16 protein-coding genes are annotated in these 15,884 nt (G+C 31.1%); all 16 read left to right on the forward strand.

What is annotated here, in order from left to right; translation table 11 throughout:
* Nucleotides 1-21: 21 nt before the first annotated feature.
* Nucleotides 22-1,296: a M16 family metallopeptidase gene (locus CUL_RS0108265; protein ID WP_005582714.1), complete on the forward strand. Its 1,275-nt coding sequence runs from the start codon at nucleotides 22-24 to the stop codon at nucleotides 1,294-1,296.
* A gap of 9 nt (nucleotides 1,297-1,305) precedes the next feature.
* Nucleotides 1,306-1,737 carry a dUTP diphosphatase gene (gene dut / locus CUL_RS0108270; protein ID WP_005582715.1) on the forward strand — a complete coding sequence of 144 codons (432 nt, stop codon included), beginning with the start codon at nucleotides 1,306-1,308 and terminating at the stop codon, nucleotides 1,735-1,737.
* A 113-nt stretch (nucleotides 1,738-1,850) separates the two neighbouring features.
* On the forward strand, nucleotides 1,851-2,090 hold the full coding sequence (locus CUL_RS17025; protein WP_005582716.1) for a YlmC/YmxH family sporulation protein: 240 nt from the start codon (nucleotides 1,851-1,853) through the stop codon (nucleotides 2,088-2,090).
* Nucleotides 2,091-2,237: 147 nt separating this feature from the next.
* Nucleotides 2,238-2,924 (forward strand): ClpP family protease, encoded by a 687-nt coding sequence (locus CUL_RS0108280; protein WP_005582717.1) that lies wholly within the window; start codon nucleotides 2,238-2,240, stop codon nucleotides 2,922-2,924.
* Nucleotides 2,925-2,983: 59 nt separating this feature from the next.
* The gene (uppP, locus tag CUL_RS0108285; protein WP_005582718.1) at nucleotides 2,984-3,814 is read left to right on the forward strand and encodes an undecaprenyl-diphosphatase UppP; all 831 of its coding nucleotides are present in this window, start codon (nucleotides 2,984-2,986) and stop codon (nucleotides 3,812-3,814) included.
* Between the two features lie 48 nt (nucleotides 3,815-3,862).
* Nucleotides 3,863-6,019 carry an FtsK/SpoIIIE family DNA translocase gene (locus CUL_RS0108290; protein WP_005582719.1) on the forward strand — a complete coding sequence of 719 codons (2,157 nt, stop codon included), beginning with the start codon at nucleotides 3,863-3,865 and terminating at the stop codon, nucleotides 6,017-6,019.
* A gap of 3 nt (nucleotides 6,020-6,022) precedes the next feature.
* Entirely contained in the window at nucleotides 6,023-7,351 is a 1,329-nt protein-coding gene (gene rimO, locus CUL_RS0108295; protein ID WP_025641130.1) for a 30S ribosomal protein S12 methylthiotransferase RimO, read from the forward strand.
* Nucleotides 7,348-7,893 carry a CDP-diacylglycerol--glycerol-3-phosphate 3-phosphatidyltransferase gene (pgsA, locus tag CUL_RS0108300; RefSeq protein ID WP_005582721.1) on the forward strand — a complete coding sequence of 182 codons (546 nt, stop codon included), beginning with the start codon at nucleotides 7,348-7,350 and terminating at the stop codon, nucleotides 7,891-7,893. Before rimO ends, pgsA begins: the two co-directional genes overlap by 4 nt.
* A 14-nt stretch (nucleotides 7,894-7,907) precedes the next feature.
* A complete protein-coding gene (locus CUL_RS0108305) occupies nucleotides 7,908-9,128 on the forward strand; it encodes a competence/damage-inducible protein A (protein WP_025641132.1) in 1,221 nt (406 codons plus the stop codon).
* Between the two features lie 107 nt (nucleotides 9,129-9,235).
* A complete protein-coding gene (gene recA / locus CUL_RS0108310; protein ID WP_005582724.1) occupies nucleotides 9,236-10,288 on the forward strand; it encodes a recombinase RecA in 1,053 nt (350 codons plus the stop codon).
* Between the two features lie 45 nt (nucleotides 10,289-10,333).
* On the forward strand, nucleotides 10,334-11,320 hold the full coding sequence (locus tag CUL_RS0108315) for a metallophosphoesterase family protein (protein WP_005582726.1): 987 nt from the start codon (nucleotides 10,334-10,336) through the stop codon (nucleotides 11,318-11,320).
* Nucleotide 11,321: 1 nt separating this feature from the next.
* Nucleotides 11,322-12,764 carry an AAA family ATPase gene (locus CUL_RS18000; RefSeq protein WP_005582727.1) on the forward strand — a complete coding sequence of 481 codons (1,443 nt, stop codon included), beginning with the start codon at nucleotides 11,322-11,324 and terminating at the stop codon, nucleotides 12,762-12,764.
* 11 nt (nucleotides 12,765-12,775) lie between these two features.
* Nucleotides 12,776-13,024 (forward strand): hypothetical protein, encoded by a 249-nt coding sequence (locus tag CUL_RS0108325; RefSeq protein ID WP_005582728.1) that lies wholly within the window; start codon nucleotides 12,776-12,778, stop codon nucleotides 13,022-13,024.
* A gap of 4 nt (nucleotides 13,025-13,028) precedes the next feature.
* Entirely contained in the window at nucleotides 13,029-13,685 is a 657-nt protein-coding gene (locus CUL_RS0108330) for a hypothetical protein (protein ID WP_005582729.1), read from the forward strand.
* Between the two features lie 178 nt (nucleotides 13,686-13,863).
* A complete protein-coding gene (gene rny / locus CUL_RS0108335) occupies nucleotides 13,864-15,399 on the forward strand; it encodes a ribonuclease Y (protein ID WP_035143026.1) in 1,536 nt (511 codons plus the stop codon).
* 149 nt (nucleotides 15,400-15,548) lie between these two features.
* Nucleotides 15,549-15,809 (forward strand): stage V sporulation protein S, encoded by a 261-nt coding sequence (locus CUL_RS0108340; protein ID WP_005582731.1) that lies wholly within the window; start codon nucleotides 15,549-15,551, stop codon nucleotides 15,807-15,809.
* The last annotated feature ends 75 nt before the right edge of the window (nucleotides 15,810-15,884 follow it).

Below are 15,884 nucleotides of genomic sequence, written 5' to 3' on the forward strand. Positions count from 1 at the left end.
TAGAAATTTAGGAGGACAAGAATGTATTTAAAAGATAAGCTGGATAATGGAGTTACTGTTGTTATGGAGAATATTCCTTATGTTAATTCCGTTTCCATAGGAATATTGGTGAGTAATGGTGTTATCAAGGAAGAAAAATATGTAAACGGAATTTCTCACTTTATTGAACATATGCTATTTAAAGGCACAACAAATAGAACTGCTAAAGAGATCGCTCAATCAATAGATAATATTGGCGGCCAATTAAATGCTTTTACAAGTACGGAGTATACTTGCTTTTATGTTAAAGTGTTGGACAACCATTTACCTATTGCTATAGACCTTCTATCTGATATGTTTAATAATTCCATATTTAATGAAAAGGATATTGAAAAGGAAAAAGGAGTAATATTGGAAGAAATAAAAATGTATTTAGATTCACCTGAGGATATAGTTTATGATCTATTAAGCGAACTTATGTTTGAGGATACTCCCTTAGCCTTACCTATACTAGGATCTATCGAAACTATAAATAATTTAAATAGGGAAACTATACTAAAATATTTCAAAGAGAATTATACTCCAGAAAACATGGTCATATCAATCGTGGGAAATTTTGATTCTAAAGATACTATAAAGTTATTAAATGAATGCTTTAACAACAACACAAAGGGTCATTCTAACAATTACAAAAAAAATAATATGCCGAAATTCAAACAAAAATTAAGATATCAGCAAAAAGATATAGAACAATTAAATTTATGTATAGGCATGGAAGGAGTTAAGAGGGGTTCGGATGATCTATATCCTCTAATGGTTATGAATAATATTTTTGGCGGTAGCATGAGCTCTAGATTATTTCAAAAAATAAGGGAAGAAAAAGGATTAGTATATTCTGTGTATTCCCATGCTACATCTTTCCAAGACGTAGGAGCATTTACCATATACGCTGGTTTGGGTATTGATCAGATTATTAATGTGGCCAAGCTTATAGAAAGGGATATTCAAGACTTAAAAGCCAATTTAATTACTAAAGATGAATTAACCAAATCAAAAGAACAATTAAAAGGGAATTTTATTTTGGGAATGGAAAGTACTTTTTCTAGAATGTTAGACATAGGAAGATCTGAACTACTACTAGGAAGAATATTAACTCCAGAGGAAGTTTTGAAAAAAATTGATAGGGTTGCAATGGAAGATATTAAGAGGATAATATCAAGAATTTTCGACAAGAGCAAATACAATATAGCTTATGTTGGAAATATTTCTGGTCATGAAATGATAGATAAAGAATTGAAAGAAATATTTTTTATTTGAGGTGATAATATGGAAATAAAAGTAGTAAACAAAAGCCCTTTTCCTCTTCCTAATTATAAAACCAAAGGTTCTGCAGGAATGGATTTATATGCAAATATAGATGAACCAATAGTAATCAAACCATTAGAAAGGGTATTAATGCCAACAGGATTATATATATCCATACCTAATGGATATGAAGCTCAGATAAGAGCTAGAAGTGGATTAGCATTAAAACATGGAATTTCATTAGCCAACGGAATTGGCACTATAGATAGTGACTATAGGGGAGAAATAGGAGTAATTTTAGTCAATTTAAGTAAAGAAGAATATACAATAAATAGAGGAGATAGAATTGCCCAACTGGTAGTTATTAAGTACGAAAGGGCCAAGTTTATTGAGGTTAACGCTTTAGATTCCACAGATAGGGGAAAAGGAGGTTTTGGACATACAGGGTATTAAAATACCCTGTAATATTTTTAAAATATCATCATATTTAACCTTATCAAAAATGATACAACATATTATTTTCAATAGAGCATAATATATAATAACATATATAAGGAGATGATAATATGACTATAATGCTTAGTCAATTAGGAGGGAAGGAGATCATTAATTTAAATAATGGTGAAAGGCTAGGAATAATAGCTGATACAGATATAGTTGTAGACAAAAAAACTGGGAAGATACTAAAATTATTAGTTCCAGAAAGAAAACTTCAGTTTAAGTTATTTGGAGAAAATATAGATATTGAAATTCCTTGGGATGCTGTTAGAAAGATTGGGAATGATATGATTATAGTTGAACTGTAAATTGGCTGTCATAATAATAAACGTATTTAGACATATAGCCTGATTCTAGTAATCAGATTTAATGTTTTTCTTTTTTTATATTTTAGCATATTATAATGAGAAAAGTAAAAACTATAATCTAGATATGATTAATAAAATGGAGGTTATATGGTGAGTAAAGAGACGGTATCAGACAACAGTAATGAAGTACTCGATAATGTAAAGGAGCTAGGTACACCTAAAGCACCAAGCTTTGAAAATGATATACAATTTATATCAATAATAGGGGAAATAGAAGGGCATAATATTTCAGCTTCTGATAAGAAAACAACCAAATATGAACATATAATACCAATGTTAATAGCAGCTATGCAAGATCCTAAAATAGAGGGAATTTTTATCATATTAAATACTGTAGGCGGAGATGTGGAGGCAGGATTAGCTTTAGCGGAGATGATAAATAGTATAGATAAACCTAAAGTCTCTTTGGTTTTAGGTGGAGGGCATAGTATTGGAGTTCCTTTAGCTACTGCTTCTGATTATTCGTTTATTGTACCTTCAGCTGCTATGACCATCCATCCCATTAGGACAACTGGATTGGTAATTGGTGTTCCTCAAACTTTTAGATATTTTGAAAAGATGCAAAAAAGAATAATTAACTTTATACTAAGAACATCGAAAATAAACAAGCATACCTTAAGGGAATTGATGTATTCTACAGATGAATTAGCAAATGATGTAGGTACCATACTTATAGGAAAAGAAGCCGTTGATAGCGGCTTAATTGATGAGGTTGGCGGATTTAGTCAAGCATTGAATAAACTCAATACTCTCATCCATATGAAAAATTCATAGTATAACAATTTAAATTATGCTATAATAACATGAGAATAGGAAATAAAGGGGGAATCGATTTGACATTAGTTCAAGCTATCATTCTAGGAGTTTTTCAAGGGATTGCTGAATTCTTACCTATTAGTAGTTCTGGACATTTAGTAATACTACAACATTTTTTTGGTATAACTGAAGGAAATCTTTTTTTTGCTGAGATGCTTCATTTTGGTACCTTGGTATCCATAGTAATTGTTTATTTTAATGATATAATAAAGATAGTTGTTGAATTTATAAAGATGATTAAAAATTGGATAATAGAAAAAAAGCTTAAAATAAAAAATGATTATCAAAAACTGGGACTGCTAATTATAATTGGCAGTATACCTACTGCTATAATTGGACTAGCTTTTGAAGATTTTTTCGAGAAACTTTATTCATCCTCTATTCTTCCTATAGGAATAGCTTTTATAATAACTGGGGCCTTATTATGGGTTGCAAATAATCAAAGTTACGAAAATAAAAAAGTTAAGAATATGAGCTTTCTCGATGGATTAATTATAGGCACTTTCCAAGGAATTGCTATTGTACCAGGCATATCTAGATCTGGTTCTACTATTGTAGCTGGATTGTTTAGAGGGTTGAATAGATCCTTAGCCACGGAATTTTCATTTTTATTAGCTTTACCTGCAACTTTTGGGGCAGGAATATTAGGAATAAGGGAAGTCATAAAGACTGATAGCCAAGTTGCTTTTACAATGCCTTTAGTTGTAGGAGTATTATTATCAACTATAGTTGGAGTTTTTGCAATAAAAATACTGATTAAAATGCTTAAAAAAGATAAACTTCATTATTTTTCTTACTATTTATGGTTAGTGGGATTAATAACTATAGTATTCTCGTTTATTAAATAAATTGATTAAAAATTTTTCATAGAATTTGTTCAAGAGGTGGTGATCTTCTTGAGTAAAAAGAAGAAAGTTAAAAATATGGAAATTACAAGGGAAATTATAGGCATAATAATTGTTTCCCTTGGAATTCTCTCTTCCATTAGTTTAATTAGCAATAAAACAGGTATTATTGGAGTATTCTTGCGTAGTATATTTTTTACCCTTATGGGCTTTGGAGGATACATATTTCCTCTAATAATTATAGCTATAGGACTGTTGTTTATAATAAATAAGATTGATATAGATAAAGATAGAAAACCTATGCATCTACTGATATTATTTTTTTGTTTTTTGACTTTAATAGATATAAAGGCCCAAACTGGTACTAGCCTTTCAACTAAAATCACAAATTCAGTAGAATTAAGTAAAGAAGGTTTAGGTGGGGGATTTATAGGAACAGTTTTTGGATTTGTTTTTTTGAAATTATTCGGTTCCGTAGGTTCTTATATTATTATAGCCTTCATTATTTTAATAACTGTTTTGCTTTTTACTGAAATAAGGATAAAGGATTTTATTAAAAAATTAAAGTTTAAAAAAAATAATATTACCAATTTAAATAGGGGTCTAGATGGTAAACAAAAGATCTCTAATACCACAAAGACAGATAGGATAGATAAGCAAATTATAATTCATGATCATACAAATAATGGGCAAAAGGGTAGGGAATTAGATACTACAATCGAAGTAAATACTACAATCCAAGATGAGATGTTAGTTAGTAGAAGCAGTAATGTAATAGCAAATTATACCCTACCTTCTCTAGAATTATTGAAGGATTTTGAAAAAAAGCAAGATCCTTATAGTAAAAAGGAAATACTGAATAATGCAAAGAAGATTGAAGAGACTATGAAGAACTTTGGAATTGATGCGAATATAATGCAAATAAACAAAGGACCAGCCATTACATGTTATGAATTACAACTTGCTCCAGGTATTAAAGTGAGTAGGGTGGTTAATTTGTCAGATGATTTAGCTCTAAATTTAGCAACATCAGATATTAGAGTTGAAGCACCAATCCCTGGTAAAGCGGCTGTAGGTATCGAAGTACCCAATAGAATAAAGGATAATGTAGGGTTAAAAGAGATATTACAATCCGATGAATATATTTCTTTAGATAGTAATATACCTTTATTATTAGGTAAGAATATATCAGGTAAGCCAATAGTTTCAAGTATAGATAAAATGCCCCATCTTTTAATTGCTGGCGCAACAGGCTCAGGAAAGAGCGTCTGTATAAATACTATTATTATGAGTATATTATTTAAAGCTCATCCAGACGAAGTGAAGCTGTTACTTATTGATCCTAAGGTAGTGGAATTAAGTATTTATAACGGTATACCCCATCTTTTAATACCAGTAGTTACTGAACCTAGAAAAGCTGCTTCTGCCCTTAACTGGGCTGTTGAGGAGATGGAAAGAAGATATAAACTATTTGCTAAAAATAGTGTGAGGGATATTAAAGCCTTTAATGAGAAATTTGAAAATAAAAAGGAGGAGAGATTGTCCAATATTGTGATCATTATCGATGAGCTAGCCGATTTAATGATGGTAGCTGCTCAAGAAATAGAGGATTTAATATGTAGACTAGCTCAAATGGCAAGAGCAGCAGGAATATATTTAATTGTAGCAACCCAAAGGCCCTCTGTAGATGTTATAACTGGTACTATTAAGGCTAACATACCTTCAAGAATATCTTTCGCTGTATCGTCTCAAGTAGACTCTAGAACCATATTAGATATGTCTGGAGCCGAAAAGCTTTTGGGAAAAGGGGATATGCTTTTTTACCCTTCAAACCTATCCAAACCAATTCGTATACAAGGAGCTTTTATTAGCGATGGAGAGGTAGAAAAGGTTGTGGAATTTTTAAAAGCTCAAAACTTAGCAGATTATGATGATGAAATAATAGAAACTATACATAGTGAAATTGAATTAGACAATTTTTTAGGAGATAGGGATGAATTATTACCAGATGCAGCTTATTTAGTAACTGGTGAAGGACAAGCTTCCATATCTTTACTTCAAAGAAAATTGAAGATTGGGTATGCAAGGGCTGCTAGAATAGTAGATGAAATGGAAGAATTAGGCATAGTCGGTGGTCATGAGGGAAGTAAACCAAGAAAAGTCCTTATAACAAGAGATGAAGTAGATTCTTTATTTGGGGAGAGATGATTCATGGATAAAAAGAGGGTTTCAATTGTAACATTGGGATGTTCGAAAAACGAAATAGACTCAGAGTTAATGATGGGAGTATTAAAAGAAACCAATTATTGTATATCAAATTCATTAGAAGATTCAGAAGTTATAATAATAAACACCTGTGGCTTCATAAAAGATGCAAAAGAGGAATCAATAGATACTATATGGGAAATAACTAGGTATAAAAGAGAAGGATTGTGTAAGTATATAATACTGGCTGGATGTTTAGCTGAAAGGTATTCCAGAGAGCTTTTGGAAGAAATAGAAGAAATAGATGGAATAATTGGTACGGGTAATATAAAATATATTGCTGAAATAATTAATCGTTTAGAAAAAGGAGAAAATAAAATCACATTATCAGGGAATATAGACGAAGAATATTTAGAGGGAATTAATAGACAGAGTTTTAGACCTACTGAATACGTTAAAATTTCCGAAGGTTGTAATAATTATTGCACCTATTGTATTATACCTAGATTAAGAGGTAAACATAGAAGTAGAAGAATGGAAGATATTATTGGGGAAGTAGAATATTTAGTTGATAATGGTGTAAAAGAAATTATTCTAATTGGTCAAAATACTACTGATTATGGTATAGATTTATATGGAGAATATAAGTTGCATGAATTATTAGATAATTTAAATAGGATCGAAAGATTAAAGTGGATAAGATTACTCTATCTATATCCAGACAATATTACTTCTAAATTAATCTATTCAATTAAAAATAATGATAAGGTAGTAAAATATTTGGATATGCCTCTGCAGCATGTAAATAATCAAATTTTAGAAAAGATGAATAGAAGAACTTCAAAAGAAGATATCAAGAGTTTGATATTGGTGTTGAGAAAAGAAATACCAAATATCATATTGAGAACCACCTTTATTGTAGGATTTCCTGGAGAAAGTAATTATAATTTCAACGAGTTATATAATTTCATCGAGAATACTAATTTTGATAAATTAGGTGTTTTTACCTATTCTAGGGAAGAAGGGACACCTGCCAATGATTTTAATAATCAAATAGATGAAAGAACTAAGAAATATAGAAGAAATAGGATTATGGAATTACAACAAACTATATCTTATACCTTAAATAAGAAAAAAATTGGTAATGTCTATGAAGCTATAGTCGAAGGTATGTATAAAGATGGAATGTATATAGGTAGAACCTATATGGATAGCCCTGAGATAGACGGTATTTTATACATTAATTCTAATAATCCCCTTGAAATGGGTCAATTTGTTAATGTATTAATTACCGATTGTTTAGAATATGATTTGATTGGGGAGATTGTAGAATGAATTTAGCAAACAAAATTACCTTATTACGGGTACTTATGATTCCTGTATTCATGATTGTATTGTTTTCTGATTTTAACAACAGTACATATGTTGCTGCTCTCATATTTGCTATAGCTTCTGCAACAGACGGATTAGATGGATATATTGCTAGAAGTAGAGGGCAAGTAACTACCTTTGGCAAGTTTATTGATCCATTAGCAGATAAACTATTGGTTTCTACAGCCTTAATCTCTATGGTTCAACTTGGTAAAGTACCAGCTTGGATTGTTGTAATAATTATAGCTAGAGAATTTACCATTACTGGCTTTAGAATCATTGCTGCTTCGGAGGGAATAACTATAGCTGCTAGTTCCTTAGGTAAAATCAAGACTATTACTCAATTGATTGCAATAATCAGCCTGTTGATAGATAATTTTCCCTTTAGATTGATAAATTTTCCATTTGATATAATTATGTTATATTCTTCTTTATTTTTTACCGTGCTGTCTGGAGTTGATTATTTATATAAAAACAGACATGTTTTAACGACTAGTAAAAAGTAGTTGAGGTGAATAGAATGAATGCTGAAATAATTTCAGTAGGAACAGAGATAGTATTAGGTAGTACATTGAATACTAATACCTACTATCTATCTAAAAGGTTATGGGAAATCGGCATTAATGTGTTATATCATACTTCTGTAGGAGACAATCCAAAGTTATTAGAAGATGTGGTAAATATAGGATTAGAAAGATCAGATTTGCTAATATTTACTGGCGGCTTAGGTCCTACGGCTGATGATATGACGAAAGAGGTAATTAGTAAGGCTTTAGGTCTTAAATTAGAGTTAAATAAAAATATGGAAGATAGCTTAAAAGATTATTTTAACCAAACTAATAGACTTATGTCATCTAACAATATTAAGCAAGCTTACTTACCTGAAGGAGCTAAGATTTTGACCAATGAAATTGGTACTGCCCCTGGAATATACATTGAATGGAAGGAAAAAAAGTTAATATTGCTGCCAGGGCCACCCAAAGAAATGGAATTGATGTTTAATAAATATGTAATACCTATGATTCAACAAGATTATACTATTAAAATAAAGACCATCAATACCATTGGTATAGGAGAATCTACATTAGAAACTTTATTGATGGATATAATAAAAGACCAGGATAATCCATCATTAGCAACCTACGCTAAAGAAGGGCAGGTGGATATTAAGATTATAGCAAAAGGTTATGAAGAAGAAAAAGTTAATATCTTATTAGAAGATATCGTAAAAAAGGTTGAGAATAGGATATCAAAATATATATATAGTTGCGATGATGAGACCATAGAAGAGATAGTATTTAATAAGCTAAAGAACAAGAATATGAAAATAGCCTTTTGCGAATCCTGTACAGGTGGTTTAGTGTCTTCTAAATTTACCCAAATTCCAGGCGCTTCAGAAGTGTTTGAGAGGGGAATTATTACCTATTCTAATAAAGCAAAAATAGAGGAAGTAGGAGTTAGTAAAAAAACATTGGAGAGATATGGAGCTGTCAGTGAACAAGTAGCCATAGAAATGGCTAGGGGACTTCTTAATAAAACTGGTGTAGATATAACCTTGTCTACAACTGGGATAGCTGGACCTTCTGGTGGGTCTAGTTCTAAACCTGTAGGGTTGGTTTTTATAGGAATTGCCACTAAAGAAGATTCTTATGCTATCAAATCCATTTTTGCTGGAGATAGGAAATCTATTCAGAATAGAGCAGCCTTAAAAGCCTTTGATGAGTTAAGAAAAATCCTATAGGGTTAATAAATTTATTGTTTGACTAAATGAGAAAATTATTATACAATTATTATAGAACTCATGTTCCAAAATGTGAAGGGTGGTGAGTCCAGTTTAACTGGAGAAATATGACTAATAAAGATGAGAAAAATAAAGCTTTAGATATGGCTATTAGCCAAATTGAAAAACAATTTGGCAAAGGGTCGATAATGAGATTAGGTGATACTAAAACTGTTAAGATGGAAGTTATACCTACTGGTTCTTTAGAATTAGATATTGCATTGGGTATTGGTGGCGTTCCTAGAGGTAGAATTATTGAAATATATGGACCAGAATCATCTGGGAAAACCACTGTTGCTCTACATGTGATAGCAGAAGCACAAAAAAGAGATGGTATAGCAGCTTTTATTGACGCAGAGCATGCCTTAGATCCAAACTATGCAAAAAAATTAGGTGTAGATGTTGAAAACCTAATAGTATCACAACCTGACACTGGAGAGCAAGGACTGGAAATAACTGAAGCGTTGGTAAGAAGTGGTGCAGTTGATATTGTGGTTGTAGATTCAGTTGCTGCATTAGTACCCAAGGCTGAAATAGAAGGAGAGATGGGTGACAGCCATGTGGGGTTGCAAGCAAGGCTAATGTCCCAAGCCCTTAGAAAGTTAGCAGGGGCAATAAATAAATCTAATACTACTGTAATCTTTATTAATCAGCTAAGAGAAAAAGTAGGGGTTATGTTTGGCAATCCTGAAACTACTACAGGAGGTAGGGCTTTAAAATTTTATTCTAGCATACGATTAGATGTGAGAAGGGTAGATTCTATAAAACAAGGTGATAATGTAATTGGTAATAGAACAAGGGTTAGGGTTGTTAAAAATAAGGTAGCTCCTCCTTTTAAACAAGCAGAATTCGATATCATGTATGGCCTAGGTATTTCTAAAGAAGGAAACATATTAGACACTGGGGTAGAGGCAGATATTATAAATAAATCTGGCTCCTGGTATAGTTATGGAGAACATAGGCTAGGGCAAGGTAGAGAAAATGCAAAAGATTTTTTAAGAGAAAACCCTAATATTACACGTGAAATTGAAAAAAAAATAAGAGAAAAATTCGATTTGGACTCAGATGATGAAGATAATAATGAAGACAAAGAGAATAAAAAAAATAATAAGAAAAATTAAATAAACCTCCTATATAGGAGGTTTATTTATAAGGAGTGTTATTTTTTGAAACTACTATTTTTAACAGATACTCATATAAGAGGCACAACACCTAAGAATAGAAAGGATAATCTTCCTGAAACATTAGAAAGAAAGTTAAAAGAAATCATTCAAATAGTAGTAGAATATGATATTGATTATGTACTACATGGTGGAGATTTATTCGACAGGCCAGATATATCCGTTTCTATAGTAGGAAATTTTGCTTCAATACTAAAGGATTTTAAAGTTCCTATATATATAGTTTGTGGTAATCACGATATTTATGGTCATAACCCTAATACAATTAATAGGACTATGCTTGGGCTTTTAGATACTTTAAAAGTAGTTCGAATTATTAATGAAAATGAAATCATATACTTAAATAAAAATGGCATTAAGGTACAGTTAACGGGTCAACCTTATACTTATAATATTGATAATGAATCAAACAGGTCTAGTTATATAGTAGAAGATATTCCAGGGGATGTAGATTATGGCATACACATAGTTCATGGTATGCTGTTAAACAAACCTTTTATCAAGGGCATACCCTATACATTAATCGACCATATCAAAGATACAAAAGCACATATTACCTTGTCTGGCCATTATCATTCTGGATTTGGAATAGTAAAAGTCAATAATAAATATTTCATAAATCCGGGAAGCTTAATAAGAGTCACTAATAGTTTAGCTGAAATAGAACGAATACCTCAAATAGCTCTTATTGATTTAAAAGACTCTATCGATGTAGAGCTAATACAGCTTAAAACTGCCTCTAAAGGGGGAGAAGTATTAGATAGACAGGAGATTGAAAATTATATTTTCAAAAGTGAAAGATTGTTTGAATTCAAGCAGTCAATAGATACAGCTATCAATTTCGAAAAATTAGATATAAATGAAATATTGATGGAGGTTTCTAACACTGAAGGAGTATCTGAGAAAGTAAAGATAGAAGCACTTAAACGGATATCTGATTCCCAAATGAAAAATTCAGGAGATGGATATTAATATGAAATATATAAAAAAAATCGTTCTAGAAAACTTTCAATCCCATAAATATACAGAGATAGAACTGGATCAACACTTAAATGTTATAGTTGGCCCATCAGACCATGGTAAAACGGCCATAATTAGAGGATTAAAATGGGCTTTGTTTAATGAACCTTCTGGAGATTTTTTTATTAGAGAAGGAGAAAATGAATGTAGTGTTACGGTAATTTTTAACGATGGTTCTAAAATAAAAAGGTATAGAAGTAAAAGTAAAAATGCTTATTATCTATATAATAATAAGGGAGAAGAAACGGTATTCGAGGGTTTCGGCACTAAGGTTCCTGAAGAGATTATTGATGTATCATCTATGAGAAAAATAGTATTAGATAGTAATCAGTCTAGTTCAATAAATATTGGAGAACAATTAGAAGGGCCCTTTTTGCTTTCTGAAAAAAATGCTACTAGAGCTAATGCCATAGGCAGATTAGTTGGCGTTCACATAATAGATGATGCTCTTAAGGATACATTAAGGGATATCAGGAATTTAAATATTAAAAGAAAAAACCATGAAGAAATGCTAGAAAGTTTACAAAATAGCTTAGCCGAATATGATTACCTAGATGAATTAATAGTAAAGACTAAAAAGCTAAAAAGGATAAAAGGCCACATTCATAATAGTCAAATGAAATTAAATAGACTGGTTGAAATTTCTGAGTATTTAAGTAGGATAAATGAAGATATTATACTGATTGATGAGTATTTAAATAAACTTGAAAATCTTAATAGGATTATGGATATTGAAAAAGATTTAACCAATAATTTTAATAATTATAATTATATTTTTGGCAGATATATTCGATTGGATAGAATAAAAAAGGATATTGAATATAATAATAATTTGCTTGCATCTTTAATAAATATTGAAAAAATTTCAGAAATCGCTAATACAGCAAACGTCTTTCTAGATAGGGTAACTAAGCTCAGTAAAGCTAACTCAAATTTGAAAGGGGTTAATCTTTCAATATTAAAAAACCAAAGGCTTTTGAATGAGTTGAAGGAAATTGATAAAGTTAAAAAAAGTATGGTTATAATCGAAGAAGATTTTTTGAAGATAACAAAATTATTAAATTTAAACAGTAGATTAGATAATATTAATAAAAGCTTATCCATTGGCAAAGTTTATATAGAAAAATTATCAAATATAGAGAATATATCCGATATAAAGGATTTATTAGAGTTGAAAAACAAACAATTAGGAAAATTAGTAGACTATAAGAATAAGTATGATACAATCATAAATAGAAAGGTTGAAGTTGAAAAAGGATTATCTCAATTAATAAAAGAAATTGAAAGCCAATTAGACCAGTATAAAAACATATTAATTAAATTAGAAGTATGTCCTCTATGCTTTAGCAATATAGATAAATTTAGAGTCGAAGAGATTATTAATAATTATAGATAGGAGGAGAACTAATGGATTACGAAAAGGAACTTAATGATTTGCGAGATAACCTTGAAAAAGCTAAAAATCTAAAATATAGAGCTGAAGCTAGATTAGAGCAACTTAATAATCAACAGCAAGAAATAATTGAAGAATTGAAAGAATTAGGAGTAAATCCTGAGGACTTAGAAGAAGAGATTAAAAGATTAAGATCGGAAATAGATAGGTTGTTTAAGGAGGCAAATACATTGTTACCAAAAGATATTTTAGAAAAGAAGTGATATAATGATAAATAGTTATGAAACTTTAGATAGCTATATATCTAAAATTGATTCATATATTTCTAAAGAATTAGGGAAAAAAGAAAAAATATTAGAACAGATGAAGGAATATAATGATTTAATAAAAAGTATACAATTAGAGATTGATTTAAACGAGAAAGTAAGTCTCCTTTTACAAAGAACTTCTGAATTTGCTAGAAATCAAGCTAAGATCCAAATTGAAACTTTGGTAACCAATTGTTTGCAATATATTTTTGAGAGCAATATAGAGTTTAAAATCGAAATTGAAGAATTATATGGAAAACCTAATGCAGAATTCTTTGTTATTACCAAGGGAGATAATACTATAATTAAAACAAAGCCAGAACAATCTAGGGGTGGAGGGGTTGTAGACATTATATCGTTAGCTCTACGTATAGCATTCCTTCAGGTTCACAAGCCTAAAATAGAAGGACCACTTATTTTGGATGAACCTGCTAAACATGTTAGTGAAGAGTATATTTTTAATGTAGCAGATTTTCTAAGAAAAACATCGGAAATGTTTGATAGACAAATTATTATGGTAACTCATAATAATCATCTTTCTTCTATTGGTACAAATGCTTATAGGGTAAGCATGAAAGGAACAGAGAGTAGGGCAGAGAAGATAACACCTAATTAATACTCTTGACATATTTATTTAAAAGTAATAAAATGTAATCGTACCTAAATATACAAAATTGTATGTGTATGCTATATAAGCCGAAGGCCTAAGCTACTCGGTTTATATTTTTACCTAATGATCTAATTTAAAAGAATATGTGGTATGAAACTTGAAAATTAAATAGAATAGGAGGTGCATCGTTATTGATCTTATAATCAATATCCTAATAGCTATCATAGGGATCATTATTGGTTTTTATATAAGGAAAACCATCGGTGAAAGAAAAATAGGCAATGCTGAAGAATTAGCTAAAAGAATTATTGAAGATGCAAATAGGGATGCTGAAACGAGTAAAAAAGAGCTTCTACTAGAAGCAAAGGAAGAAATTCATAAAATAAGAATCGAAAATGAAAGGGAAAACAGAGAGAGAAGGACTGAAATTCAAAAACAAGAAAGGCGTTTATTACAAAAAGAGGAATCTATAGATAGAAAGATTGAATCCATAGAGAAAAAGGAAGATAATCTTAATAGAAAATCTAAGGAGTTGGAAGAAAGAGAGATTCTAATTGAAGAATTGTATAATAAACAACTAGGGGAGTTGGAAAGACTTTCAGGCCTTACTTCTGATGAGGCAAAAGAGTTATTATTAAACGATATTAAAAAGGAAATAGCTCATGAATCAGCCCTTCTTATTAAGGAGATGGAAAATAAAACTAAGGAAGAATCAGAAAAAAAAGCAAGAGAAATAATCTCCTGTGCTATCCAAAAATGTGCTGCTGACCATGTAGCTGAGTCGACCGTAACCGTTGTTGCTTTACCAAATGATGAAATGAAGGGTAGAATTATTGGTAGAGAAGGCAGGAATATTAGAACCTTAGAAACTTTGACTGGTATCGATTTAATAATAGATGATACACCAGAAGCAGTAGTGTTGTCGGGTTTCGACCCTATAAGGAGGGAGGTTGCACGAATTGCTCTTGAAAAATTAATTGTTGATGGTAGAATCCATCCTGCTAGAATAGAAGAAATGGTCGAAAAGGCTAAGAAGGAAGTAGATAATGTCATAAGGGAAGAAGGAGAGCAAGCTGCATTTGACACTGGAATTCATGGCCTCCATCCTGAGTCGATAAAGCTTTTGGGAAGGTTAAAATACAGAACTAGTTATGGACAAAATGTCCTAAGACATTCTATTGAGGTAGCTCACCTTGCTGGAGTTATGGCTGCTGAGTTAGGAGCTGATATAAGGGTAGCTAAAAGAGCAGGACTTCTGCATGATATAGGTAAAGCTGTAGATCATGAGGTAGAAGGACCTCATGTTGATATAGGTGTAGACTTAGCTAGAAGATATAAAGAATCTAGGGAAGTTCTCCATTGTATTGCTGCACACCATGGAGATGTAGAGCCTAATACGGTAGAAGCTGTATTAGTACAAGCTGCAGATGCAATATCTGCTGCAAGGCCAGGTGCTCGAAGAGAAACTTTAGAAGCTTATATAAAACGATTAGAAAAGCTAGAGGAAATCGCTAACTCCTTCGATGGTATAGAAAAATCTTATGCTATACAGGCAGGTCGTGAGTTGCGAATAATGGTCAAGCCTGAAGATGTAGGAGATGATGAAATTATTCTTACGGCTAGGGAAATAGTCAAGAGAATAGAAGCAGAACTTGATTATCCTGGTCAAATTAAGGTAAATGTTATCAGGGAAACTAGAGCTATTGAATATGCTAAATAAAAGCTTTTATATTATAAACACTAAATTATAACGAAAATTTGATTTTTTCATTATTTTTTCAAAATAAAAGAGGATTTTAACATTATCTGTAGAATAAATAATATAAACATAAAATATATTATTAATATAGTGTAGAGGGGGATATTTTAATGGATGTATTAAAAGTATCAGCAAAATCAAGTCCAAATTCTGTAGCAGGAGCACTGGCTGGAGTATTAAGGGAAAAAGGCAATGCGGAAATCCAAGCTATTGGGGCAGGTGCTTTGAATCAAGCAGTTAAAGCAGTAGCCATAGCACGAGGATTTGTAGCACCCAGTGGAATCGATCTAATCTGCATACCCGCATTTACCGACATCGAAATTGATGGTGAGGAAAGGACAGCTATTAAGTTAATTGTTGAACCAAGATAGTCAAATCTTAAGGGGGATGTTTTAATGGATGTATTAAAAGTATCAGCAAAATCAAGTCCAAATTCTGTAGCAGGA

The sequence above is a fragment of the [Clostridium] ultunense DSM 10521 genome (assembly GCF_000511955.1).
GTDB classification, from domain to species: domain Bacteria; phylum Bacillota; class Clostridia; order Tissierellales; family Tepidimicrobiaceae; genus Schnuerera; species Schnuerera ultunensis.